Below are 24,342 nucleotides of genomic sequence, written 5' to 3'. Positions count from 1 at the left end.
GTTCAGCTTCTCGCGTCGTCGTCTTGGCCGACCGCTGCGTTTGACCGAACTACATGTCGATGACCGAAGCTCCACTCACCTTTCCGTCGATGATGTCCTTTCCCTGCTGCCGGGCGGCACGCCTTGCCATACCAAAGTCGGAGTATGTATGCGGTTGGCCTAGCCTGAAAATACGGCTCGCGGCGGAGGTTGCTATCGCGCCTGGGCGGCATATCCGTACCGCAATGTCATACCCTTCGGCGTAACGAGAATGCCCGTCAAAGCGACTGAATGTACGGGCGAAGACGAGGGGATGAAGTTCGTACCCCTTGTAGAGAAGAAGCAGGTGTGTCGACATGATGGCCACTCCGCAGGGGGCGACTTGCTATACGCTCGAACGAGCTTTTCATTTCCGCCGCCGCAGCCGGCTTAGCAGGTCAAGCGCCACCGTGTCAGCGTCGTTGTTGATCATTTCCGCTCGCAACAGCAGACCGCCAACACGGACGGCTGCATCCCAACTGTCTTCTGTCATTGCCTGATGGTTGCGTGCAAGCTGCTCGGCAAGAGCCTGGAGCGCCGCCATCCTTGCCGATTCGCCGGACGTCCGGCGCTCCTCCCTCCCGGCAATGAGCCGGAACAGGCCCAGGACCGACTCGGCGGTAACGGAGGGGATAGTCATTCGAACTTTATACGCCCTTTCGGTCCGTTCCGCCCATATATTCGCGCTGGCCCCCGAGCCTGCCTAGTACCGCCTCGCATACCCCTCGCGATACAGCGAGGCGCCGATCGACGTCAGAACTGCGATCTCATCCTCACTCAATCGACTCCATGCCTCCGCCAACCAGCCAGCGAATCCGGCGCAAGCATGATCCAGATCGGCGGCTGCCTTTCCCTCTGCGTTCCTCCGCTCGAAAATCATCATCACGTCATGTGGCGTCATAGTCGGCTCCTCGTGAGCTTCCAGCATAGGCGATCGGTGGCGTCTGCCCCTACTCCTTCGCACGCTCGATGTTCGCTCTCCGGCGTGCCCGCAGCCACAAGCCGAAGCCGGCCGGTAGCGGTTCGATCAGGTGTCCTGTTCCGTTGACGTCAACATGCTACGCACATATGAATCGGTTAAGGCGCTACGTGCGCCATGTCATTGCCCGCATCGCCGATGCATCCCGTGAACCGCGTCGGCCAGTTGCAGCCATGGGCCGTCGCTGGTCAGCTTCGCTCCAATATCGTCTGAGTACATGGCCATGTCAATTCGCATTCCTACATGATCAGTCAGCATTGAATGGACGGAATGTCCTTTGACTGACGGAATCGGCCGATCGAATGTCATGGTGACGTAGGCAGCCAACGACAGCCGATGGCCGGCTGTTGCCTCCCGCAGCGACGCACGGCATTTGATTCGACGAATGACCGCTTCGGTCACGACTCTCATGGTCGCAATGGGACTACACTGAAGACGCTATAGCAGGAGGAGACAGCGATGACAGACTCCGACCCCCAAAGCACCTTCCGGCGGCTGCCGCTAACTGCGGAGCAGGACGCGGAAGTGAAACACTACATAAAGCTCCGAACCCGGCGTGGCCTGCCATGGGACACGCCGGAGCTGAGCGCGATGCTCGAGGACATGCTGCTACCCCCGGGTGACGGCAACAGCGATGTCGACTCCGCGGAGGACGAAACCAAAGCTGCCGCCGAGCGCGCAACGGCATCGGTTGACGAAGCGATGGACCCTATCGAGGCGAGCGAGGAGCGGAATGCGGCCATGGAGTCGGAAAGCATGAAAGGACCCAGACGATAAAACTGCAGGCGATGACGCTTGCTTCCCGGTAGCGCCGTATGTGGGGGATCGTGAGGTATTCCGCATGAGTTCGGTGTGCATGATTTCAACGCTCGAACGCGTGCCGTCGGCCCCGTGACATCGAGCCGTGCGACATCTCCGCTGAACACGAGGGGGCCGGATATGCAGCTGATAGAACCGGATGAACACAGAGACTTTCTGGCGACCTTGGAGCGTCGTGGCTTGGCAGAGGGCGATTTCGATCTTCAGGAAACGGATACGACCGACCCGAAGGGGGATGAGAACCTCGGTCTACAGGGCTATGTCACCATCACCAGGCTCTCGACGCAGATTACGAAGGAATACGTGATCGGCGACGAAAGCGACTGGCTACAGCATTTCAGGAAAGATCTCGACGCGGGTGCCTTCGACCGACTGGAATGATATCCCGACGCGACGCGCCGCATTTGGGAGGAAGTTCGGCTCACGAGAGTCGCGGACTTCGAGGATGCGGAACGCATGCGGCCCGATCTGGCGGTGATGAGTCCGTTGGAGGGCGTGCTTGCTGCCTTGGTCTGTGGCCCTCCAGGGATGGCCATCCTCTCGACCGACCTTCGGCACCGTGTCTGCCTGCTTTGGCAGCAGCATGTATTGCCGTCGGCCTCGATCCCGGCGACGCCCTGATTGCTCGGGCGGCTGGCGTGCCACCCGAATTTCAATTCATCGACGCGAGGAGATCGTCGACCAAATGCGCGTCGAGCCATTCGTGCGCCCAGTTTTTCGCAAAGGCAATCGCATCCTCGCGCACGTCGAAGCCAGCCAGATCTCCGCTCAGTTGAACGTCGCACTCACTGCCGTCTGCACGATCGATGCTGATCCGCGCGTGTGCCATGTATTCCCCGTCGGCCCTGCGCGGTGTCGGGTCGATATGGAATCGGGTTGAGTCGAGTTGCATTTTCCTTCCTCCTTCAGTTGCTGCGGGGCACGTGGCCACCGCGAAGCGTATCGTCGCGACCAGAACAGTCAAAGCTTGAGGAGTGCCATGATCTGGCCTGCTTCCTGGTCCGATTCGCAGCTCGCCATTCCGCCTTTGCGCAACAGCGCGCGGATCGAGAAAAACATCAGAAAGGCATCCTCATCGATTTCATGACGACGATCGAGAATGACGCCGTCCATCTCGGCACGAGCGTCATACGGCAGGAACTGTTCGATGACACCGGAACCATCGCACCGAATCCACTTCAATAGGTCCTTCCTGTTCATATCCAGCCTCCCGACGTTGCCGGCGCGCCATGCGCCAGGCGTGTTTGAGTCTGTGGCGGCGCCGCGGACGCAGAATCGGGATGGACCGAGGAAGGGATCAGGACGCGTTATCCAACACGCTCGTGTCCTGTAGACAGGCATCGATCAGGCGCTTCGCATACGCAGCCGATACGCGGCGCGCTCGTCCGCATTGCGCGGTTTCGATGAAAGGCCCAATCACGTTCGGAAGGGGGCGCCTCGAGTGGCGCGGGAATCGGTAGTGAGTCAGTCAACAGATCCATCCTACGCCCATTGGCGAACTTGTACAGCGAAAGTTCTGCGCGAACCGCCGCATGGCATGCCGCCCCGATTGGGCGCGGGACGGACCGGCTCAGCCGCGTGTGAACAATCGCCGATACGCGGGGAGAGGGCGCCATGACGGTATCGTCGAAATTTCAATTAGACATTCGAAGCAAATCAAAACCACGGCGCCAAGGGTTTACAACCGGGGCGAGCCTCGCCGGTCGCGGCGTGTTCTTGCGCCGCCACCCGAAATGCGCCGACCGAAACAGCTTGACACGGTGTTTGGCCCCGCGTAGGGTGAGTGTCCGAAGCCTTCAAGAAGCGCGATTGCTGCTCATCACTGACCGCGGAACGCGGTATTCGTTGTCCTCTCCCTCCTTGATCCTTTTTCGTGCTCCCCTATCGGGGCGCATACATTTGTCCAATATCAGGAGAATTTCCATGGATACCGGTACCGTCAAGTGGTTCAACGACAACAAGGGTTTTGGCTTCATCACGCCTGACAGCGGCGGCGATGATCTGTTCGCGCACTTCTCGGAGATTCGCGGCGATGGCTTCAAGACGCTGGCCGAAGGTCAAAAGGTCAGCTACGAGACGAAGAACGGGCCCAAGGGGCTGCAGGCTTCGAACATCGTTCCTCAGTAATCCACATCATTAATCGGTCCCGCGCGCAGGCGCCCACAGTCCTGCTGAGGATACCGTTTCGCCTCAAGACGTACACCCCAAGGAAGAAAGTGGGGGATGCGGCGCATCCGGTGGCGAACGATCGGGCGGCTCATTCATCGTGAGCTCGCGATCGACGCATACCGAGGTAACTTTGACCAAGAGTCAATCGCGCAACAAAAGATCACTCGCGAGACCACGGCGCGCCAGGGATTGGCCGGTGCTCGGCGCGGCGCTGAACTGGGTGCCACCGAAGGCACCCTCTGCGCCCACCAAATCGAGCGGCAAGAAGCGCTCCACCGAGACGCGATAACGAGCACGTTAACACCCGGACGAGGCGCGGCCCGCATGTCGCGTCGGTACGCGCCCCCCACGCATGGGCGTTTTCGATATTTGCACGCAAACCGCTCCCTGTCGGGGACCGGATATCCTCACGCCGCCGCGATTGCGGCACGTCACATTGATTGGAGAAATTGATTTGGCAAAGGAAGAATTGCTGGAATTGGACGGCGTCGTGGATGAGGTGCTCCCGGACAGCAGGTTTCGCGTCACCCTGGAAAACGGCGCGGTCGTTGCGGCGTACGCATCGGGCCGCATGCGCAAACACCGCATCCGTATTCTCGCTGGCGACCGGGTCAAGCTGGAATTGTCGGTCTATGACCTCACCAAAGGGTGTATCAATTTCCGGCACAAAGACGAACGGGCTTCGCCCGGTGTGCCCCGAAACCGATTTGTTCGACGCTAACCACGTAGCGCCGATAGAAGATTGATTGCGCTCGTCTACGCAATTCGTCGCCGTCAATCACCAGGAGTTCATCATGAGCATGCGTACCTATCGCGGATTCGAAATATATCCGCTGATTTATCCTCACTTTCACACAGGCTCTGGCCGTGCTCACAACTACGAAGCCGGTTTCGACGCGGCGGTCAAGGTTTGCCTGCGCGGCACTGACACCACGCTGACCCGGAGCCAGACCTTCAAGCTTGTCGACGGTTCGCCGTTTGCCAGTGCCGGTGACGCACGCCGGGCTTCGCAACGTTACGCAGAAGACATCATCGATCAGAACCGAAGCGAACATTGGACGTTCGACGCAGTTCTTTGATACAGCTCTCTGTTGAACAGCAGCGCGCGTCAATCGGAGACGTGCGTCCCGATCTGAAATTGCGCGAGCCGACGCCATGCTGCCGGTCAACGGGAAACTCGCGTCGTAAACCGACATTCCTTTCTGTCCCGTGCTCTCAAGGCAGATCAACGGACGAGCGGCCGCATTGTGCGACTGGCGCGCCACGGGCTGATGGACGTCGCGTTGCCGATCGACGTTGTGTAACGACCAGGCCGCCGACGCAGATTCAATCGATGCCTTGCGCCCTTTCGTGCCCCTGGATTTGCTCTTCGAGCAATCTGCGTGCGAGCGTTCGTGCGGCGTCGCGCGCCTCCGCGTCCGATGCAAAATCCCCTTCGGTATCGTGTTGATCAGAGGTGCCTGGATCCTCTCCGATGCGGTGCAAGTGGACGATTCCGCGATAGCGCCCAGACGTGGTCTGCATCACGCGAAGGCGTGCCACGTGCGTGTGGGTCGTACACACTTCATCATCCATGATGCCTTCCTTGCCAAGCCCCTGGCGAGACAACGACATGACAGACTTCACCCGCCCGCCTGCATCCGTGTGCTCGGCTCCCGGTAAACTTCGGCAAGGCGGGTTTATCGCCGCCAGCGCCGAGAGGTCAATGTTTGCGATGCATCCACCCCAAGTGATGGGAGTCCAGCCACTGAACGACTTCCATACTTGAATGTTCGCTCTGGTAACGGCGCGCCAACGCGACGGCAACCACCGCGACCACCGCAAGACCAACCACCCAACCAATCATCGACTGAGTCATGACAGCCTCCTTGTGAATGTGGAATGCAGCCATGACTGAATTCTAGGCGTCTTGGGGGAAGGATTCACAAGTCCTGCGCCACGCCGCGCGGACGAACCGCATCCACATGCACGATCCTGGGGAAGGTACGCTCGACCTCCACCTGATCGGTCGCGCCCCATATCCAAGGATCTGGGGCACAGGCCTTAGCTGTGACTGATGAGGCGAACAGGTTTCGGTCGGGATGTCGTGCAGATTTGATCGACGGCATTCACCGCTCGGTTCCAACGGAATGCGCCAACGCAGGCAAGCGATGCTTCCAAGGACAACTTTTCTGAGAATTTCCGTGCCCAAGGACACCTTTTCTGAGACTGTGAGCATGTGATCGTCTCAAAAAAGATGTCCAAGCCATTGATTTATATAGGGTGCCAATGACATCTTTTCTGAGATCCCACAGGGGCTCGCGCAGCAGGGATACTTCCTCTTCATTTGGGACGGACGTCTCTACATTTCGGGCGCGTTGCGACACGCGTCCGGCCTATCCACGCACACCCGCATTCAGAAAGGTGGCAACTTGCCTATCAAATTGTAAGAAATGATGCCCGGATGAGCTCGATATTGGGCTTATTCAAAGCCGCATCGACGAGGGGTATTTTCAAAATTTGGGAGAAGCTGAATATTCTATTTTCTAGGCAGGGGTTAAACCTGATGTTTTTACGAGGTGCGCAATTCCTTGAGTATCGAATGATGTCGATTGGTAATTGTAAAAATGCGAGCTGTATGTGCGTTTCCCAATTGAAAGCACGACAGAGGCGTCCGGCAAAGTAGACGTGTGGGAGGGACTGTTATGGATGGCTAGTGAAATTCTTCTTGCGCTATTTAAATTTGTTAACTTAGGATTGAGACTCGTCGAATCGGGAATGCTTATATCCAGAACGGGAAATCTTTCAAATTCCTTTGGCTTGGCCGCCGCGCGAAATGATCTTGCACGGACGTAATAGCTCGCATGAATCGCGATCGGACGGGGAGCGGGAACTGTCGTTTTCGCACGCCGAAGCGAAAGCAAATAAATTTCTGCGAAATATTTAATCGATGCCTCTCCATGTTCGTGAGTAGGCTGAGCAGAGTTGCGTCCATATTTCTTTGTTGAGCGGTACTGTGGCTTGGGCTTTCTGCATCGCGTAACTATATCGACGATATGGCTCGATGGGATATTTCAGATGTCCCGTGCTCGATGCTTTTATGCTTTGATGAATTTGCATTTTTTAGTGTTGTATAGACCGTATTCCGGTTGAGTGTGGTGTCGATGGTTTTCTATCCGGCGCCCGGATCATGGGTCGTGTTGAATTCATGAGCGTAACGATACGTTGATCGCATTTCGTTGGTCTAGAGAGGGCTGAGTAAAATGTTGATTGGAAATTCTGGTGGCGAAAAAAAATATTCGGACAACTATCGGAGTTTTGATGTCGCGTCGGCCGAATGGCGCGACTGGCGCTGGCAGCAACGGAACACCATCCGGGAGGAAGCATCGCTACGCGAGGCCTGTGGGGGCTGGTCTGACGAACTGAGTTCGCACATTCAAAGCAACCTGAACGGCCGCAAGCTACAGATCACGCCCTATTACCTCCGCTTGATTCGCGAATCGCAGGGCGACACCGACGCCGACATCGTCCGGAATCCGCTATGGCGTCAGGTCGTTCCGTTCTGGAGTGACGAAATCGTCGGAGGATACGATGGCGAATCGGAAAACTGGGAGCTGGCGCATGAAATGAAGACGCCGATCTGTCAGCACAAGTACGACAATCGCGTCATTTTGCGCATGGTCAACACGTGCAATTCGTATTGCCAGTTCTGCTTCGAGGCGCTCCGCACGCTTGAAGTCAATAGCGAAAAGACCAACGCCAGCCGGGACACGTTCGGCGAAAGCGTGGCCTATATCAAGCAGAATCCGGCAATCGAGGAAGTTATTCTGAGCGGCGGCGACCCGTTGATGCTCTCCGACGCCAAGCTCGACGAGCATCTGTCCGCCCTGCGTGACGTCGGACGCGATCTCCTGATCCGGATTCACTCCAGATCGCTCACCTTCAATCCGTACAGGGTCACCGATCAGTTGGTCGCAATGCTCGAACGGCATCGGGTGAACGCATTCGGCGTTCACGTTTGCCATCCGGACGAACTCAGTCCGGCCTTCACGGACGCAGTGAAGCGGATTCGGTCGGCGGTGCCGATCGTATTTTCCAACATGCCATTCCTGCGCGGCATCAACGACGACGAGGAGACGCTGCATCGGCTCTTCATCGAACTGTATCGCCGCGGCGTCAAACCGTACTACCTGTATCACTTCATGCCGTTCTCGCCGGGCGCGTCGGTCTACAAGGCCTCGATCCGCGACGCCATCCGCATCATGAACCGACTGAAGCGGCGCGTTTCGAACGTTGCGATGCCCGAGTATGTGCTGCCTCATGCGAAAGGAAAGTTTACGGTGCCGCTGTTCGAAGGCCAGGGCGACATCCCGCAGTTTGTAGAAACCGGCGAACAACGCATCTACCGGTTCGTCAACTGGCAGGGCGAAACGTGCGACTGGATCGACAGCTGAACGGGCGCTGAGCGGTGTGCGGACTGATTTCTCATCCAGGTGAAAACATGCGACAAGACGCGGTTTTGTTTGTGCAAATCGAGGGCTCCTTGCTGTCGTTGACCAGCTATCGGGATTATCACTTCGAGGTCGCTCGCAAGATGGGTCTCGCGTGCCTGACGGCCGTCGTGCGCCGGCACGTGCCGATGGACGGCGATGCAGGCGCGGCGCGCGACGACACGTGGTGGCTCGATTCGCTTTCCGTCGAGTCGCTGCTGAGATTGCTCGAGCGTCTGGACGCGCACTATGACGTAAAGGCCGTCTTTTGCTATGCGGGGCAGGCGTCGGCCTATGGGGAAGTGGGCGCGGTGGTCGCCGAGGTTTGCCGGATGACCGGCCGAGTCCATTCTCCGTCGGCGGCCGTCGCCGCCTGCAACAACAAATTCCTGATGCGTGCGGCGCTGGAGGAACGGGGGGTACGGTCGATTCGACACGCAATGTGCAGCGATGTCGACGCATTGCGAGAAGCCGCCGACACAGTGGGCTATCCGCTGATCGCGAAACCGCCTTACGGCGCGGGCTCGGCCTTTACCGCGAAGTGTCGCGACTGGAACGAATTGCGCGATCACTATCAGCGATTCACCGCGCAACATGGTCAGGCAGTGGTTTCGGACTACTACGGCATGCCGCACGACGTCCACGCCCGTGACGGCGCCCCGGTTCACTATGAGCCGGGCAAGAGCATTCTGCTTGAACAGTACATCGACGGCGTCGAAGGCAGCGTCGAATGCGTGATCGTCGACGATCAGGTTTATCCGGTGCTGATCAACGAAAAGCTGATCCTGACGGAGAAGCGCGGCACGGTGCTGGAAAACCTGCTGATCTCGCCGCCGGTGTCCTTTCCGGCGCCCGCGATTGCCGAGATCAAGCGGTATGCGATCGATTGTCTCGAAGCGATCGGCCTGCGCAACGCAATCGTGCACCTCGAGTTCCGTCTGTCGCCGACCGGCCCGATTGTCATCGAGGTCAATCCGCGGCTCGGCGGACTGTATGTGAACGCGGCGCTCAAGGACATCGCGGGCCTCGACCCGTACGAGCTCTATCTGCGGATGCTGACGCGGGCTTCCGGGCTGCACGAACGCTTGCGAAGCGCCTGCGAACGCGCGGCGGACGGGCGCCAGCATTACTCGATGTTCGCGCTGTTTCCAGAGGCGAGCGGAACATTCAACGGAATCCGCGGGCTCGATTCCGTCGTCGGCGATCCGGCGATCATCGAATGCAAGGTCGCCTGCCCGGTCGGTAGCGAGGTCCGGGCGGACATCGAGGAAAATTATCTGCTGAAGGGCTGGGCGGCAGTGAATGGGCGCGATCATGCGATCGATCTCTATGACCGGATCGTTCGCGATCTCGAGCCGGAAATCGTTTCCTGAACGAATGGCTCGACTCACGGGAGACACGATGTCCATCGATACCGTCATTGACGAGTTGAATCGCAACGGCTATTGCCATGCACCACGCTTCCACGGCGTGATTCGCTGCGATGGCGACGAGGTCGTTGCGTTCAAGCGCCACTGGGAGCGCCTTGTCGTCGACGAGAACTATAAGCGCTACACGCGACGCGAACGGCGCTTCCTGCTGTATCGCTTCAAGCCGGGCCAACCGTTGGAAATTGACCGGAACACGAATTTCGAGCCAACCGCGACCTACGATGTGGACTACGTGCCAGGCGTCAATCGCTTGACCTATGCCGAGGACTCCTTCATAGAAAGTGCGATTCTCCGCCAGTTGCTGGACGTCGACATCGCCATCCTCGGGGAGCGGCTGGTTGCGGGGCGGGAGTACAAGATCGATGTACATTTGTTCCGGATCATTGCGGAACAAGGTGAGGTCAGTCCGACCACATCGGGGATTCACCAGGACGGGTTGGAATGGGTCTTCATGCATTTCATCGACAGTCGCAATATCCGGCCGGTCGTATCGGAGATCCACGCGTCGAAAGTCTCCACCGTTCCCTTGTTCGCACGGCCGCTGACGGATTTCCTCGATACCGTGATCGTGAACGATGCCGTGCTGTACCACAGTGCCAATGCCGTTCAGCAAGCCAACCCGGACGAACTCGCGTTCCGGGACATGTTGCTGATTTCCTTTTCCTCAGCGAGATGAGCTGCCATGAAATCCGAGCTGGTTCTAGAAAAACGCGCTTCGTCTTCGTTGGCGCAGTTGTACGTCTGGTTGTCGTTCAAGACGATCTCGGACATCAGTTCGACGATGATCAGCATCGTTCTGGCGACCTACGCGCTCGAGGTCACGGGCTCCGCCGCGCTGCTCGGCCTGACGATGGCGTCGCGTCTGCTGGGTGCGGTCGCGGGCGGCGCCGCGGTGCCGCGGCTGAGCCGGTTCTCCCGCCGTACCCTGATCTTCGCCGCGGAAGCGGGCAGTGCACTGGCGATCGGCGTGCTGGCGATGTCGTCGCGTGCCGCCGACGCGTCGCTCATCTATTTCGTGCCGTTCTTCATCGGCCTTTTCCAGGGGATCTACCGGGTGTCCATCATGTCCGAGGTTCCGGAAATGGTCGGGCAGGAGGGCCGGCATCGTTTCAATGCGATCCTCAGTGCGACCGATGGGGTGTCGGTGGTCGGCGGTAGCCTGCTCGCATCGGTGATCACGCAGTACCTGGCCTACAAGAGCGTATTCCTGATCGATTCGATCACGTTCGCGATCTCCGCCATCGCATTTCTGATGCTGGTGGGCAACATGCCGCGCCGGCATCGACCGGCCGAGGAGACGCGCGCTGCGGCCGAGGCCGGCGCACTGCCGCGCGCGGCGCGCTATCTGTCGGTCATCGTGATGCTGGTGATCGGCGCGCGCTTCGTCGAAGCGTTCGGCTCGGGTACGCACAATGTCGGCTTCCCGATCAGGTCGCAGCTGTTCGACCCGATTCAGCCCGCGTTTCTATACGGCTGGCTGATGGCTGTGTGGGGTGTCGGACGGCTCGTTTCCGCGGCAGTGACGCCGCGCTTGCTGGAGCGTCTCGAATCGCGTCGCCAGCCGCTCGAGCCGTATTTCATCGCGTTGCTGATCCTGACCTTCGCGTGCTTCCTCGGCGTCTTCGAGGTGCGTGGCATGCCGGGCATGTTGGGCTTCGTCTTGCTGGCGGGCATTTTCGACGCCGCCACGGAGACGATCTACTATTCGCTCCTGCAGTCGACGCCGGCCGCGTCGCGCGATCGCGTGATCGGTATCTCGTACGTTGCCGAGCGCACCGGCCTCGGATTGGGCATGCTGGCGGTCGGGTTCGTGTTCTCCCGGCTCGGAATGGACGTGACGGCACTGCTGTTCTATGGTGGCTCCATCGCGCTGGCCGGCGTGGCGTTCGTGGGCGTCAAAAGACGGCTGGCGCAGGGGGCAGCGGTCGGGCAGATCGACTGATTCCGGATGTTTTCTCTGGTTCGTCAAGGCGACCCGAGGCATCTTCTCCGAGCGTCCACAACGGGCCGACGAGCGCGAACGTCGAACAATCAAAGAGGCTTCCGCCGCTGCCCTGCCGTCGGTGAGGTCATGAGCCTGCATGCCCCCGCGCTGCGCGGCCGGCACAGGGTGACGACGGCCGTCAGCGCTACGCAGGTACCCGCAGGGTTCTACCTATCCCAGACGAACGATAGATCGCTAGCGCTCCGGCGACTCCTCGGGCGCAGACGTCACAGCCGGCGGCAACGGGCGATTCGCAATCTCTGTCGCTTCAGTTCGCGGCACACCCAGCGTCTGCAACAGGGATGAAGCTGCACGCTCGGCAAAGCCGTTCTGACTGTACCCGATCATGTTCAACATGTCGGTAACCGGCTTCTCGTCCGCATCGAATCGGAGCTCGATCGCAATGGCGGTCAGTACCGCGCCCCCGACCGTAATCACGCTCATCAGCGGGTCGCTTGCCGAGAATCTCCCGGCGACGATGCCTTTCTGAATATCCCTCAACAACCGCGGTCCGAGGCCGCGGCTGAGCGCTCGCATGGACAACCCTTCGCGCAGGAGAAATTGTCCCCAGACCGGCTCGCTTCTGGCTCGCAGCAATGTATGGCGCAGCGACACGGAAATGATCTCGGCCGGGTCGGTGAGGCTGCCTGCGATGCGGTCCAGGGTATCCGCGAACTCCTCGAACACGATTTCCAGAACCGCGGCATGAATCGCCTCTTTCGATTCGAAGTGGTTGTAGAACGACCCGAAACCCACGTCCGCGGCTTCCGTAATTTCATTGATCGCGACGCCTTCCATCCCCTTTTGCGCCATGAGTACAAAGGCGGCATCCAGCAATCGCGCGCGCGTCTCGCGCTTGCGGCGCGCGCCCCGCGGCTCGCGAACCTCGGGGCTCGACGGCGCTTGCCCGTTCGAGACGGCCGGCGACGGTGTTCTGGTGCGACGGGAAGAAGTGTTGGGCATCGGCGTGCGCATGGTTTCGGTGTTCGAGTATACGTTCGAACGTCAAAATTGACAAAGTTATCAGTTATGACTTTAATGTCATCAAGACGGCCGGTAGTGGCCAGTCCCGAGAATGGGAGACGGAACGGTGGTGGAGACAAAACTGACGTGCGAGCCGGGCGTCCATAAAGGCAACGACAACGCGAGCTGTGTCGGCGGCCGCGACTTGCCATCGGATGTAGACGTGCTGGTGGTGGGCTGCGGCCCCGTCGGCGCGGCGATCGGCGCGCTTCTTGGCCGGGATGGCGTGCGTGTGCTTGTCGTCGACCGGGCGGCGGAGATCTTCATGGCGCCGCGTGCGATCGCGCTCGACAACGACGCGCTTCGCATCCTGCAGTACATCGGGGTGAACGAAGCCGACCTCGATACGGTGGCGATCCCGTACGTCCGGATGCGCTCTCCCTGGTTCGGCGAGTTCGGGCGCATCAATACGCTGGGGAGCGTCGATGGCCATCCGAAGCTCGTGACGTTCTATCAACCGGACCTGGAGCGATGCTTGCGTGCCCGACTGGCCGCGCACCGCACCGCCCGAATGGCGCTGGGTGTGACGCTCGTCTCGCTCGACGAGCACGCCGATCATGTCGCCGCCACGCTCGACGGCGGGCAGGGCGCGCGGCACGTCGTGCGCGCTCGCTACGTCGTCGGTGCCGATGGTGCCAGTTCGATCGTGCGCCAGTTGATCGGACAGGATTTCAAAGGCAAGACGTTCGCGGAAGACTGGTTGATCGTCGACGCGCGAAACGTGCGCCGACCCATCGACCATGTCGAGTTCATCTGTGACCACCGGCGGCCGACGCCTCATATGACCGCTCCCGGTGGGCGCGAGCGTTGGGAATTCATGCTCCATCCCGGCGAGACGCGAGAGGAAATGGAATCCGACGAACGCATCCGCGAGCTGCTCGCGCCGTGGGGCGGCATCGATGACATCGTGATCGAACGCAAGGCCGTGTACCGCTTTCATGCCCGAACCGTCAGGGCCTTCAGCAAAGGACGCGTTTTTCTTGCAGGCGATGCCGCCCATATCACTCCGCCGTTCGCTGGCCAGGGGCTCGTCGCCGGTCTGCGCGATGCCGCAAATCTCGGCTGGAAACTGGCGTGGGTCGTCAAAGGCCACGCAACCCAGAAAATTCTGGACTCCTACGATCGGGAACGCCGGCCGCACGCGAAGGCGATGATCGGCGTCGCGAAATTCATGGGGAAGCTCGTGATGCCGCGAAATGCCGGGATCGCGTTGTTCACGCATGGTCTGATGCGATTGACACGGCTCGTTCCGCCGCTACGGAATCACTTCGACGAGCTCGGGATCAAGCCGAAGAATGCGTTCCGGCGCGGTCTGTTCGTTCCCGGCCATTCATCCACGCGGCTCGTACGCGGCGCGGCGCTGCCGCAGGGATGGCTGCGCAAGCACGATGGCGCGATCCACCTGAGTGACGACGTGTTCGGTAGCGGTCTCGCGTTGATCGGATTCGGACGGGACCCAGGCGTCGAGCTCGACGCCAGCGCACGAGCCGCGTTCATTGCAGCGGGTGGCGTCGTGGTGCGGGTCGTGCACCGCGGGCAGCGCCTTCATCGCATCGACAACGACGGATGGGAAGACCTGGACGGTACGTTCATGCCGGGTGTCGTGCGGTTTGGCTGGGCGGCCGTGATTCGGCCGGACAAAACGGTCCTGCACGAAGGCCCGGTAGCCGACTCGACCCGTCTCGTTCTTGAATCCCTGCGATTGCTTGGTGCGCGCACGTCGTTGTCGTCGCTGACCGATCACATTGCCCAGCCGATTTCCTGAGGCCCCCATGAAGCTCACTACTGCACAACCCGCACGGAGTCCCCAGCCGACGACGAAGGCCCGGGCGCTTTCCTATCTGATGTTCGAGCGTCCCGATCTCGAGCGGGCCGAACGATTTCTCAACGATTTCGGCCTGCGGACGGTATCCCGTGACGGCGACCATCTGTTCCTTCGGGGCACGGCCGCGACACCGTTCTGCTACGTCGTCCGGCGGGCTGAAAAAAACCGCTTCGTCGGCTTCGGGCTCGAAGTCGACGGCATCGACGCACTGCGCAAGCTTGCCGACGTGCCGGGCGCGTCGGACGTGGAGCCGTCGCCGTGGCCCGGTGGCGGGCATCGCGTCACGCTCGTCGATCCGTCGGGTTTTCGTGTCGACGCAGTCGCGGGACAAGCGCGGGCCGGCGCCCTGCCGCACCGGTCGGCGTTACCGTTCAACTCGCCCGATTCCATCGTTCGCGTGAACGATACCCAGCGTCCGCCGCTGGAAGTGCCGGAAGTGATTCGCCTCGGTCATGTCGTGCTCGAACTCGCCGATTTCCAGGCGACCTGCGCGTGGTACACGTCTCACTTCGGCTTCATCCCGAGCGACGTTCAGGTGTTGCCGGACGGCTCGCCCGCCGTCGCGTTCCTGCGACTCGATCGCGGGGCGACACCCGCCGATCACCATACCCTGGCATTGGCACAGGGGTTCGCAGCGCTGTACAGCCACTCGGCATTCGAGCTGGTTGACGCGGATGCCGTGGGGGTCGGGCAGCGTGTGCTGAGCGAAAGAGGATGGACGCACGCATGGGGAATGGGGCGCCACATTCTCGGCAGCCAGGTCTTCGACTATTGGCAGGACCCTTGGGGCGACAAGCACGAACACTATTGCGATGGGGACATGTTCACGGCGGACGTGGCGACGGGTATCCACGAAGTCAGCCGTGAAGCGATGTCGCAATGGGGCCCCCGGATGCCGCGCAGCTTCACCAAACCGAAGATCACCGCGGCGAGCATCGCATCGCTCATCCGAAACCTCCGGACCAGTCCGGACGTCACGTTCGCGAAGCTGCGCACGCTCGCGAAGCTGTTTGCGTGACCTTCATCTTCACTCAGACCTGTTCGAGGCATCTTCATGGCATTGCACGTCTTGCACTACCGGCATCAGGGGCGCGCCCAATGGGGCGTGGTGAGGAATCACCGGATCACACCGATACCGGGCGACTACTCGACCACTGGCGAATTCGTGCGAGCCCATCGGATCGATGAACTCGCCGCGCTCGGTGGAGAAACGATTTCCGAGTCGGACGTCGAGTGGCTGTCGCCGGTCACGCGCAATCAACGGTTCGTTTGCCAGGGCGCCAACTATCGCCAGCACATGATCGAGTCCGGCATGAACCCGGACGCGAAGTCGTTCAACATGATCTTCACGAAGGCGACCAGTTGCATCGTCGCCGCCGATTCCGACGTCATCCGGCCGCAACATGTGCGGTTTCTCGACTACGAGATCGAACTGGGGCTCGTGCTTCGCCGCGATATCACGTCCCGGCAAGCCATCACGGACAAGAACCTGCACGAGTACGTGGCCGGCCTCGTGATCGTCAACGACTATTCCGCACGCGATATCCAGATTCCCCAAATGCAGTTTTACAAGGGGAAAAGCTATCGAACGTTCGGGCCGGTGGGGCCGTATCTGTGCCTGCTGGAGGCAAGCGATATCGCGCGGCTGCGCGCGCTGACACTGACACTGACCGTGAACGGGGAAGTGCGGCAGAGCGATTCGACCGGGAACCTCGTGTACGGTCCGGCCGAAACGCTCACGGAGCTTTCGGGTGTTCAGGATCTGAACGCCGGTGACTTGCTTGCAACGGGCACGCCGTCCGGATGCGCGCTCAGCATTCCGTCGCCGGCGAAGCAACGGATTGCCGCGTTGCTGCCCGAGCACATGAAGTGGCGGATGTTCGCGAAGGTTCAGGCCGCTCGCCCGCAGTACCTGAAGGCCGGGGATCTGGTCGAAGCACGGATCCGGAGCAGGGACGGGGCGATCGACCTCGGTGTGCAACGCAACCGAATCGTGGACGAGCGCGCATGAACGCCATCGCAACCGAAGCGGACGTGCTTCGGATCGAAAACCAGGGGCCGCCCGACGACCTCCCGGCCAGCACTTACGAGATGATCGGCCGCGGTGCGGCGATCGACCCGAGCGCGCCGGCCTTATCGTTTTTCCTGCGCGCGGACGATCATCGCAAGCCATTGCGCTGGACCTATTCGGCGCTTCTGCGGGATATCACCCGGGCCGCGAACCTGTTTTCGCGCCTGGGCATCGATCGCCACTCGGTGGTCGCCTACGTGCTGCCGAACTTGCCGGAGACGCATTTCGTCATCTGGGGCGGCGAAGCGGCCGGGATCGTATGCGCAATCAATCCGTTGCTGGAGGGGCCGGCGATCGCATCGCTGCTCAAGGCCGCAAACGCAAAAGTGCTGGTGACGCTGGCGCCCTTTCCGGGAACGGATATCTGGTCGAAGATCCATCCCATCCTGAGCCAGGTGCCGTCGCTGCAAAGCCTCGTCCTGATCGATCTGGCCGAGCGCGTGCAGGGGTGGCGCCGAATGGCCGCACGCGCGATGCAGCGTCGCGAATGCAAGCGGTTGCACGGGCGCGCGGGCGTGCGCGGCGCCGTTCCGCGCCACATCGAGATCCACGATTTCGACCGTGCGATGTCGCGTGAATCCGGCGATTCGCTGCTGATCCCCCGGCGTTTCGAAGCCGACGACATATCGTCCTATTTCTGCACGGGCGGCACGACGGGATTGCCGAAAATCGCGATTCGCCGGCACGGCAACGAGGTGGCCAATGCGTGGAGCGTCGGGCAGGTCGTCGGCGCCGGGATGGGCCCGGGGAAGACCGTTTTCTGCGGACTGCCGCTGTTCCATGTCAATGCCGTGCTGGCAACGGGCCTGGTGCCGTTCTCGCGCGGCGCACATGTGGTGCTGGGTACGCCACAGGGCTATCGCGGCGACGGCGTCGTCAAACGATTCTGGGAAATCGTCGAGCACCACAGGATCAACTTCTTCAGCGCGGTGCCGACCTTGTATTCGGCATTGCTCGACGTGCCCGTCGACGGTCGGAATATCGACTCGCTCGAGTATGGGCTCTGCGGCGCCGCGCCGATGCCCGTGGAAGTATTCCGTACGTTCCAGGATCGCACCGGGGTCCGGATTCTCGAAGGTTACGGGCTCACCGAGGGCGCATGCGTGAGCAGCGTCAATCCGCCAGGCGGCGAACGGCGTCTCGGTTCGATCGGTTTGCGCATCCCTGGCCAGATGATGAAGGCGGTGATACTCGACGACGCCGGCCGCTACGTGCGCGATTGCGTCGAGAACGAAGTCGGTGTGCTGACGATTTCCGGGCCGAACGTGTTCGCGGGCTACCTTCAGGAAGATCAGAACAAGAGCCTGTGGCTCGATCTCGGCGACGGCCGGCAGTGGCTCAACACCGGGGATCTCGCGCGGCGCGATGCGCAGGGCTACTTCTGGCTCACGGGGCGCCGCAAGGAGCTCATCATCCGGGGCGGACACAACATCGATCCGGCGACAATCGAAGAACCGCTGCACCGCCACCCGGCAGTGCAGATCGCCGCGGCAGTCGGACGTCCCGACGTGCATGCAGGCGAGCTGCCGGTCGCCTACGTGCAGTTGAAAGCCGGCGCAACGGCAACCGAGACGGAGCTCGACACGTTCATACGCAGCTCGATCGGCGAGCGTGCCGCGATTCCGAAGCGGATTCATATCGTCGATGCGATGCCGCTCACGGCGGTCGGCAAGATCTTCAAGCCCGAACTCAAACGATGGGAGACGTTCGACGCACTGATCTCCGCGCTGAAGGATGCCGGCGTCGAGGGTGCGCGGGTGAGCATGGTGGACGACCCGTCGCGCGGGCTCGCGTTGCATGTGGCGCTGAGCGATCGCGCGCAGATAGCGAAGACCAATACGGTGCTGGGGCGCTTCCCGTTTGCCTTTTCGACTTCTGTCGAACCCGAACATCAGTGATTGTTGATGCTCGGAATGTTTGGGGTTGACGTAAGCAAATAAATTCGGAATACGAAGTGAATAAAAACGGGATTTTTCTTGTCCAAAATCTGGAGACAATCATGAAGCGAATCAGCGCAGGAACCGTCGTACTGGTCGCGGCCATCTCTGGCGCGCATGCTCAATCAGCCGGCCAGTGGGTAGTCAATGCCGGCTGGTCCCATTTCGCGCCGCAGGGGTCGGCTGATCCGCTGACCGTCAATGCGCTCGGCCAGTCACAAGTGATGACCGGCAGCGGTGGGGAGATCGCAAGCGGCGATACGTTCGGCCTGACCGCAACGTACTTCCTGACCGACCATATCGCGGCGACGACGGTCATGGGTTTTCCGCCGACATGGCACTTGAACGGCGCAGGTACGCTCAGCGGTTTCGGCGAGCTGGGGACCGCGCGGGCCTGGAGTCCGGCGATCATCTTCAACTACTACTTCGGCCAGCCGAATGCACGGTTCAGGCCGTATCTGGGCGCCGGCGTCACCTACACGTGGTTCAGCAACATCAAGCTCAGCAACCCCGTTTCCACCGGCCAGATCTATTTCTCGCCGACCGTCGGGACAGCGCTCGAGGGGCCGACATCCGTGTCACTCAGCAATTCCTTTGCGCCCGTCGTCAACGGCGGCCTGACCTACAACATCGATTCTCACTGGTCGATCAACGCATCGGTGGCGTATTCGTGGGTATCGACACGCGCCACGCTCACTACCCGGTCATCCGTCGGCACGGTCACGAGCACCAGCAAATTCCGGGTCAATCCGATCGTGACGTTCCTTTCGGTCGGATACCGCTTCTGAACCGCATTGGCCAGGACACGTCGCACGCATGTTGCAGTGCCGCCCTGCGGGCGACGTGACGATCGCCGTCGAGTTTCAGCGGCGCATGGCCTGACCGCGGACGTTTCGTGAGCGTTGCTCGCGACATGCGTCGAGTGTGACCGGAACATTGAGGATGACTAACCCGAGTGATGAATATGACCCACGTGGTGCCGATGATGAATGTGACACCGACGTTAGGAATGTTCGAGCACGCACTCTATCGGCATAAGTGACAAAAATATCAGTATTGAGTTTAATGTCACCAAATGTTGTGGCCGGCCCCCACGGGGCACCTGGTTACCGCTCTCGGCGACGACGGCGTTGGGGGTGACTTGATCCCAAGGGAGCGAACTCGCAGCGGGGGCGCCCCGAACCGTCTTACGCGGGTGTTACCCGGGGAGGGAGATGTGAGGTCGATTAACTGTGTTTACGCCGCCGCGCTCATCGCGGGATGGGCAACGCCCCATGCGTACGCCGAACTGGGCGGCGCGCCGATATCGCTGTCCGCCGCCGATCATGCCGCGAAAGTGCGTGTGATGCGGCCTGCGAATCGGGCGGCCGATGGCCTGACGACGAATCCCGCCGTGTACATCGTCCGTGAATCCACGCTCGAATCTGGAACCGTGATCCGCGAATACACATCGGGCGACGGAATCGTCTTCGGCGTCGCGTGGCAAGGGCCGACGGTTCCCGATCTCGCGTCGGTGTTCGGCAATTATCTTCGCGATTACAGCGCGGGCGTCGAAGCCGCGCATGCACGTCGTGGCTGGCGTACGCCGGTATCCGTTTCGACGCGCAATCTCGTGATCAAGACAGGAGGGCACATGGGGGCATTTTCCGGGCAAGCCTGGTTGCCGCCCGCGCTTCCGTCCGGCCTGACCGGCAACGATATCCTGTAACTCCCATGCAAATGATCATGAGCATTTTTCGTGCGGTCGTCCGGTGGTTCGGCATATTCAGCTTGATGACCGTTTCGGCAGCTTTCCTCGTTGCGTGCGGCGGCGGCGATTCAGGTTCCGGCGAAACGGGCGCCAATAGTTCTGGCGCATCGGACGGCAACACTGGGAATACCGCCATCATTACGGTTGCGCGAGGCGTTGCACGCGTCGTCAACATTCCGACCGTCAACATCAAGATTTGTGCGCCCGGAACGTCACGCTGCCAGGTGGTGTCCAATGTGCTCGTCGACACGGCATCGTATGGCTTGCGGATCGTACGTGATGCCATTCCAAGCGTTATCGGCAGTCTGCCTAAAACAACCACGAGCGACGGAGCGACGCTTTCCGAGTGCGGCAAGTTCGTTTCGAGTTACACGTGGGGCACGGTTCGAACGATTGACCTTGCCATTGGCGATGAACGTGCGAGTTCCTTGCCGGTGCAGATCATCGGCGATCTCGGAACGGACAACGTGCCAAGTTCCTGTACAAACGGGAATGAATCGGCGAACTCGGCCACGGCTCTTGGTGCAAACGGCATTCTGGGAATTGGCCCGGCGCCCTATGATTGCGGCGCACCCTGTGTAAAGGTCGCGTCGTTGAGCAACTACTACGCGTGCGCGGACGGAAACTCGAGTTGTGAACAAGTCACCGTGCCGCTATCGCAACAGATCAGCAATCCTGTCGGTCAATTTGCCGTAGACAACAACGGCGTGATTGTACAAATGCCGCAGATTTCGGAAGACGGTCGGGAAAGCGCGACGGGCTCGTTGATTTTTGGCATCGGCACGCAAAGCAACAATGCATTCGGTGCCACCACGAAGCTGATGTCGACGACGACGGGTGATGTGCCGGGAGCATTCCTTTCCAGGAAAGTCACAGCGTTCTTCGATACCGGATCAAATGCGAATTTCTTCGATGACTCGTCGCAGATTACGTGTACCAGGAACACGCAATTCTATTGCCCGTCAACGACGACCACTTATGCCGCGACCCTGGTTGGGCTCGACGGCACGGTGAGCATGATTTCCCTGTCCGTGGCAAACGCAGATACGTTGTTCTCGAGGAGTTCGACATATGCATTCAATGACGTCGCGGGTCACTTCGGATCGTCCTCCTGGCTAGATCTCGGGCTGCCCTATTTTTACGGTCGGACAATCTATTTTGGCCTGGATCGTTCGGCGGAAGGCGAGTCCGCGCCTTACGTCGCATACTGATGCGTTGAGCAGGGCCGGCAACCGATCAAGATACTTGTCATTGGTCTTCAATCGGTCGGAAATTGAGTCACCGAAGGCGATGGGTATTGGATCGGGGTGAGACCGGCCCGTCCAGTCGGTCTGCTCAAGCGCTTATCGGCACCCCGCCATTCGCCCCTTCATGCACTTGAACCACAGCCTCACAGCCCCGACCCCGCCCGCGACCGGAATCCGCGGCAGCAGAAACGGATCGTCGGTCGCACCGGCGCATCCGCGCCGGGTCGTCGTCGCGTTGCCGTAACCGGCAGCGATGACCTGATCGCGCACGCGTGCATCGAGATCGCCGTACGGATAACAGAACGATTCGACGCATTGCCCGCTCAGCATTTCGAGTTGCCGCTTCGATTCGGTCAACTGAAACGCCGAAACAGGCGCCGGCACATACGACAGCGCGACGTGATCGAGCGTATGCGAGCCGATTTCATGGCCGTGATCGCGCCACGCGAGCATGTCCTCGCAGGTCATCAGCGGCGAGCGCGCGGTCGGCGCGCCCGCGTCCCAATCGTTCGCGCCGCCGAACCGGCCGGCGACGAAGTAGCAGGTCGCGGTGAATCCGAGCGCATCCAGCACGGGCATCGCATGCGTCAGCACGTTGAGAAAGCCGTCGTCGAACGAAATACCGAAGACCTTGCCCTGCCGCTCCCCGCGCAGGTACGGCTGCAGTTCGCGCACGCTCAGGCCGCGGTAGCCGAGCTGCCGGAACAGCGTCATCTGGCGGCGGAACGCGTCGGGGGCGACGCTCAGGCTGCGCAGCCGGTCGGTCGGCGGCGGCAGCGGGCGGATCTGGTGATACATCAGGATCGGATAGCGTGGGGTGCGCGTAAGCATCGGCAGATCGCAAGAAAGCGGGATTACGCGGCCTTGCGGAAAATCCGCAGGGTCTTGAAGTCGCCGACCTCGGCGAAATCGGCACGAGCGGCCCATTGCGCGATGATCGGCTCGGCCTTCCGGTAGGCCGACGAGCCCTTGTAGAACAGCAGATGGCCATTGGGTGCGGTATGGCGCGCGAACAGGTCGAGCACCGCTTCGTCGGTCTTCGCGCCGTAGCGGCTGTTCGCTTCGTCGCGGAATTCGCACAGATGAAACAGCGTGACGACGTCGAACGTCGGCAGCAGGTTCGAATTGCTCGTATAGATGTCGCCGAAATACGCGAGGTAGGTCTTGCTCACCTCGGGCTGCCGCGTGACGAGATCGACGTACGACTTGTATTCCTTCGGCGATGCCGTCACGCCGAAGACGGTGTTGTTCAGATGCGGCCGCGCGCATTCGACGCCGACATGGTGATGCCCGCCGGTACCGAAGTGATAGATGCGGATGCCCTTGAGGCGCACGGATTCCAGCCATTCGACGAAGTGCACGTCGCACGGACATTCCTGCGTGCGCAGGTCCCAGTACTTCTTCCAGATATTCATTGCCATTTCGTCGATCTCAAGGAGGTCACCCAACGGTAGGGGTTGTGTCGAATCGATTTGTGATAGACGGACAAGGTCGCGTCGACGAACGCGTCGAACGAGAATTCGCGCTTGCCTTTCAGCCGCGCGCTGCGCCCCATCGCACGGACGCAGCCGGGCTCCTGCACGATCGCGCGCAGGATCGCTTCGATTGCCGCGGGCTCGCGCGGCGGGACGACCCAGCCGTCCACGCCCGGTTCGACGTTTTCGGGCAGCCCGCCCACGCGCGTCACGATCGCGGGGCAGCCGAGCGACATCGCTTCGCGGCACGCATACGACAGGCTCTCGTGGTACGACAGCACGAATGACACGTCGATGATCGAGAACGGCGCCCGCACATCGTCGAGGCGCCCGGTGAACGCGGTGCGCGACGCCATGCCGTGCCGCGCGAGTTGCGCGCGCTGCTCGCCGGACGGCTCCGCGCCGACCAGCAGCACGCGAAACCGCTCGCGCTCGGCTTCGGGCAGGCGGCCGAGCGCGGCGATCAGGTCCATCCAGCCTTTTTCGGGCGCGGTGCCGGCGCTGCTGCCCAGCACGATCGCATCCGCGCCGGCCGCGCCGAACAGCGCGATCTTGCGGCGGCGGATCTCGTCGGCCGCGAGTCGTTCGGCAGCGGGCCGGCGCACGCCGTGCTTGACGACCGTGACGTTGCCGTACGGCGAGCGCAGCGCGAGCATGCTGGCGACGTAGTCGCTGACCGCGATCGTGTGGTCGGTGGCCAGCCGGGCGCGCAGCAGGTTGCCGAAGCTGTCGGCGCGATAGGTGTTGTGCTTGGTCAGCACGACCGCCGGCCGATACCGGCAGCCGAGCAGCGCCAGCATCACCTGCCGGTGATCGGCGGACCCGTTCACGTGGATCACGTCGAAGCGCTCGGCGGCGATCCGCTGGCGCAGCCGGAGAATCTCCCGGCACAGCCGGTTCCAGCGCGGCTTGAATTCCATGTCGAAGATCGCCACGCCGGGACTGTCCTTCAGCAGTCGCGACAGGCGGCTGCCTTCCGGCGACGCCACGGTCACGCGGTGATGGCGGCTCATCGCGACGGCGAGATCGCGGACATAGGTGTCCTGGCCGCCGCCGTAATCGCCGTGGAAGTTGGTGTACAGAATGTTCATCACGATGCCGCTTTTTTGTCGATCCATCATTTCAGAGGAATACTGATGAAATGAC

The 24,342-nt window shown here is 61.0% G+C and carries 28 protein-coding genes; 16 read left to right on the top strand and 12 right to left on the bottom strand.

From position 1 onward, the window contains the following. Positions 1-49 precede the first annotated feature (49 nt). The 4 genes from JMF90_RS39945 to JMF90_RS00740 all read right to left on the bottom strand — a co-directional run bounded on the left by JMF90_RS39945 (position 50) and on the right by JMF90_RS00740 (position 1,408). Positions 50-337 carry a hypothetical protein gene (locus tag JMF90_RS39945; RefSeq protein ID WP_027790089.1) on the bottom strand — a complete coding sequence of 96 codons (288 nt, stop codon included), beginning with the start codon at positions 335-337 and terminating at the stop codon, positions 50-52. 48 nt (positions 338-385) lie between these two features. After that, on the bottom strand, positions 386-658 hold the full coding sequence (locus JMF90_RS00750; RefSeq protein WP_027790088.1) for a hypothetical protein: 273 nt from the start codon (positions 656-658) through the stop codon (positions 386-388). Positions 659-721: 63 nt separating this feature from the next. Then, entirely contained in the window at positions 722-919 is a 198-nt protein-coding gene (locus JMF90_RS00745; RefSeq protein ID WP_041489505.1) for a hypothetical protein, read from the bottom strand. Between the two features lie 198 nt (positions 920-1,117). Beyond that, entirely contained in the window at positions 1,118-1,408 is a 291-nt protein-coding gene (locus JMF90_RS00740; protein WP_011548701.1) for a hypothetical protein, read from the bottom strand. A 48-nt stretch (positions 1,409-1,456) separates the two neighbouring features. On the opposite strand from JMF90_RS00740, the gene JMF90_RS00735 reads away from it, so the two are divergent. Beyond that, the gene (locus tag JMF90_RS00735) at positions 1,457-1,774 is read left to right on the top strand and encodes a hypothetical protein (RefSeq protein WP_011548700.1); all 318 of its coding nucleotides are present in this window, start codon (positions 1,457-1,459) and stop codon (positions 1,772-1,774) included. Positions 1,775-1,936: 162 nt separating this feature from the next. Beyond that, complete coding sequence (locus tag JMF90_RS00730) at positions 1,937-2,197, top strand: hypothetical protein (RefSeq protein ID WP_011548699.1); 261 nt, start codon at positions 1,937-1,939, stop codon at positions 2,195-2,197. 271 nt (positions 2,198-2,468) lie between these two features. On the opposite strand, the gene JMF90_RS00725 is transcribed toward JMF90_RS00730, so the two are convergent. Together JMF90_RS00725 and JMF90_RS00720 are read right to left on the bottom strand one after the other, a co-directional pair. After that, a complete protein-coding gene (locus JMF90_RS00725) occupies positions 2,469-2,708 on the bottom strand; it encodes a hypothetical protein (protein ID WP_011548697.1) in 240 nt (79 codons plus the stop codon). Between the two features lie 68 nt (positions 2,709-2,776). After that, positions 2,777-3,016 (bottom strand): hypothetical protein, encoded by a 240-nt coding sequence (locus JMF90_RS00720; protein ID WP_011548696.1) that lies wholly within the window; start codon positions 3,014-3,016, stop codon positions 2,777-2,779. A gap of 723 nt (positions 3,017-3,739) precedes the next feature. On the opposite strand from JMF90_RS00720, the gene JMF90_RS00715 reads away from it, so the two are divergent. The 3 genes from JMF90_RS00715 (at position 3,740) to JMF90_RS00705 (ending at position 5,064) form a co-directional block, all read left to right on the top strand. Beyond that, complete coding sequence (locus JMF90_RS00715; RefSeq protein WP_011548695.1) at positions 3,740-3,943, top strand: cold-shock protein; 204 nt, start codon at positions 3,740-3,742, stop codon at positions 3,941-3,943. Between the two features lie 496 nt (positions 3,944-4,439). After that, a complete protein-coding gene (gene infA, locus JMF90_RS00710; RefSeq protein WP_011548694.1) occupies positions 4,440-4,706 on the top strand; it encodes a translation initiation factor IF-1 in 267 nt (88 codons plus the stop codon). A gap of 73 nt (positions 4,707-4,779) precedes the next feature. Then, positions 4,780-5,064 carry a hypothetical protein gene (locus tag JMF90_RS00705; protein ID WP_011548693.1) on the top strand — a complete coding sequence of 95 codons (285 nt, stop codon included), beginning with the start codon at positions 4,780-4,782 and terminating at the stop codon, positions 5,062-5,064. A gap of 247 nt (positions 5,065-5,311) precedes the next feature. Here the strand turns inward: JMF90_RS00705 and JMF90_RS00700 are convergent, their stop codons facing one another. Both JMF90_RS00700 and JMF90_RS00695 read right to left on the bottom strand, forming a co-directional pair. Then, the gene (locus tag JMF90_RS00700; RefSeq protein WP_233633604.1) at positions 5,312-5,560 is read right to left on the bottom strand and encodes a hypothetical protein; all 249 of its coding nucleotides are present in this window, start codon (positions 5,558-5,560) and stop codon (positions 5,312-5,314) included. Between the two features lie 127 nt (positions 5,561-5,687). Beyond that, positions 5,688-5,843 carry a hypothetical protein gene (locus JMF90_RS00695; protein ID WP_175804046.1) on the bottom strand — a complete coding sequence of 52 codons (156 nt, stop codon included), beginning with the start codon at positions 5,841-5,843 and terminating at the stop codon, positions 5,688-5,690. A 1,384-nt stretch (positions 5,844-7,227) separates the two neighbouring features. Between JMF90_RS00695 and JMF90_RS00690 the strand changes: the two genes are divergently transcribed. Genes JMF90_RS00690 through JMF90_RS00675 form a run of 4 tightly spaced genes read left to right on the top strand, consistent with a single transcriptional unit; the run spans position 7,228 to position 11,826 of the window. After that, positions 7,228-8,418 (top strand): KamA family radical SAM protein, encoded by a 1,191-nt coding sequence (locus JMF90_RS00690; protein ID WP_011548691.1) that lies wholly within the window; start codon positions 7,228-7,230, stop codon positions 8,416-8,418. A gap of 47 nt (positions 8,419-8,465) precedes the next feature. After that, positions 8,466-9,827 carry an acetyl-CoA carboxylase biotin carboxylase subunit family protein gene (locus JMF90_RS00685; RefSeq protein ID WP_011548690.1) on the top strand — a complete coding sequence of 454 codons (1,362 nt, stop codon included), beginning with the start codon at positions 8,466-8,468 and terminating at the stop codon, positions 9,825-9,827. A gap of 28 nt (positions 9,828-9,855) precedes the next feature. Continuing rightward, complete coding sequence (locus tag JMF90_RS00680) at positions 9,856-10,560, top strand: 2OG-Fe dioxygenase family protein (RefSeq protein WP_011694914.1); 705 nt, start codon at positions 9,856-9,858, stop codon at positions 10,558-10,560. Positions 10,561-10,566: 6 nt separating this feature from the next. Then, positions 10,567-11,826, top strand: a complete 1,260-nt coding sequence (locus JMF90_RS00675) for an MFS transporter (protein WP_011548688.1) — start codon at positions 10,567-10,569, stop codon at positions 11,824-11,826. A gap of 237 nt (positions 11,827-12,063) precedes the next feature. On the opposite strand, the gene JMF90_RS00670 is transcribed toward JMF90_RS00675, so the two are convergent. After that, positions 12,064-12,843 carry a TetR/AcrR family transcriptional regulator gene (locus JMF90_RS00670; protein WP_011548687.1) on the bottom strand — a complete coding sequence of 260 codons (780 nt, stop codon included), beginning with the start codon at positions 12,841-12,843 and terminating at the stop codon, positions 12,064-12,066. A 100-nt stretch (positions 12,844-12,943) separates the two neighbouring features. Between JMF90_RS00670 and JMF90_RS00665 the strand changes: the two genes are divergently transcribed. From JMF90_RS00665 to JMF90_RS00635, 7 genes are all read left to right on the top strand, one after another. After that, positions 12,944-14,656, top strand: coding sequence for a bifunctional 3-(3-hydroxy-phenyl)propionate/3-hydroxycinnamic acid hydroxylase (locus tag JMF90_RS00665; protein ID WP_011548686.1), 1,713 nt, complete (start codon positions 12,944-12,946; stop codon positions 14,654-14,656). A 7-nt stretch (positions 14,657-14,663) separates the two neighbouring features. Continuing rightward, the gene (locus JMF90_RS00660) at positions 14,664-15,734 is read left to right on the top strand and encodes a VOC family protein (protein ID WP_011548685.1); all 1,071 of its coding nucleotides are present in this window, start codon (positions 14,664-14,666) and stop codon (positions 15,732-15,734) included. 36 nt (positions 15,735-15,770) lie between these two features. Further along, positions 15,771-16,727, top strand: coding sequence for a fumarylacetoacetate hydrolase family protein (locus tag JMF90_RS00655; protein ID WP_011548684.1), 957 nt, complete (start codon positions 15,771-15,773; stop codon positions 16,725-16,727). Beyond that, a complete protein-coding gene (locus tag JMF90_RS00650; protein WP_011548683.1) occupies positions 16,724-18,685 on the top strand; it encodes an acyl-CoA synthetase in 1,962 nt (653 codons plus the stop codon). Before JMF90_RS00655 ends, JMF90_RS00650 begins: the two co-directional genes overlap by 4 nt. 101 nt (positions 18,686-18,786) lie before the next feature. After that, positions 18,787-19,512: an OmpW family protein gene (locus JMF90_RS00645; protein WP_006480084.1), complete on the top strand. Its 726-nt coding sequence runs from the start codon at positions 18,787-18,789 to the stop codon at positions 19,510-19,512. 428 nt (positions 19,513-19,940) lie between these two features. Continuing rightward, the gene (locus JMF90_RS00640) at positions 19,941-20,432 is read left to right on the top strand and encodes a DUF2844 domain-containing protein (RefSeq protein ID WP_011694915.1); all 492 of its coding nucleotides are present in this window, start codon (positions 19,941-19,943) and stop codon (positions 20,430-20,432) included. Positions 20,433-20,437: 5 nt separating this feature from the next. Next, positions 20,438-21,685, top strand: a complete 1,248-nt coding sequence (locus tag JMF90_RS00635) for a DUF3443 domain-containing protein (RefSeq protein WP_011694916.1) — start codon at positions 20,438-20,440, stop codon at positions 21,683-21,685. A gap of 132 nt (positions 21,686-21,817) precedes the next feature. Here the strand turns inward: JMF90_RS00635 and JMF90_RS00630 are convergent, their stop codons facing one another. The 3 genes from JMF90_RS00630 to JMF90_RS00620 are packed head-to-tail and all read right to left on the bottom strand — an operon-like array spanning position 21,818 to position 24,287. Next, positions 21,818-22,552, bottom strand: coding sequence for a polysaccharide deacetylase family protein (locus JMF90_RS00630; protein WP_011548680.1), 735 nt, complete (start codon positions 22,550-22,552; stop codon positions 21,818-21,820). A 23-nt stretch (positions 22,553-22,575) separates the two neighbouring features. Next, complete coding sequence (locus tag JMF90_RS00625) at positions 22,576-23,136, bottom strand: hypothetical protein (RefSeq protein ID WP_011548679.1); 561 nt, start codon at positions 23,134-23,136, stop codon at positions 22,576-22,578. Beyond that, complete coding sequence (locus JMF90_RS00620) at positions 23,133-24,287, bottom strand: glycosyltransferase (protein WP_041489443.1); 1,155 nt, start codon at positions 24,285-24,287, stop codon at positions 23,133-23,135. Before JMF90_RS00620 ends, JMF90_RS00625 begins: the two co-directional genes overlap by 4 nt. Positions 24,288-24,342 lie beyond the last annotated feature (55 nt).

Origin of the sequence: Burkholderia sp. E168m23, assembly GCF_016586125.1 — a bacterium.
Taxonomy (GTDB): domain Bacteria; phylum Pseudomonadota; class Gammaproteobacteria; order Burkholderiales; family Burkholderiaceae; genus Burkholderia; species Burkholderia orbicola.
Note: the sequence above shows the minus strand (reverse complement) of the source record. Positions and strands in the feature narration are given on the sequence as shown.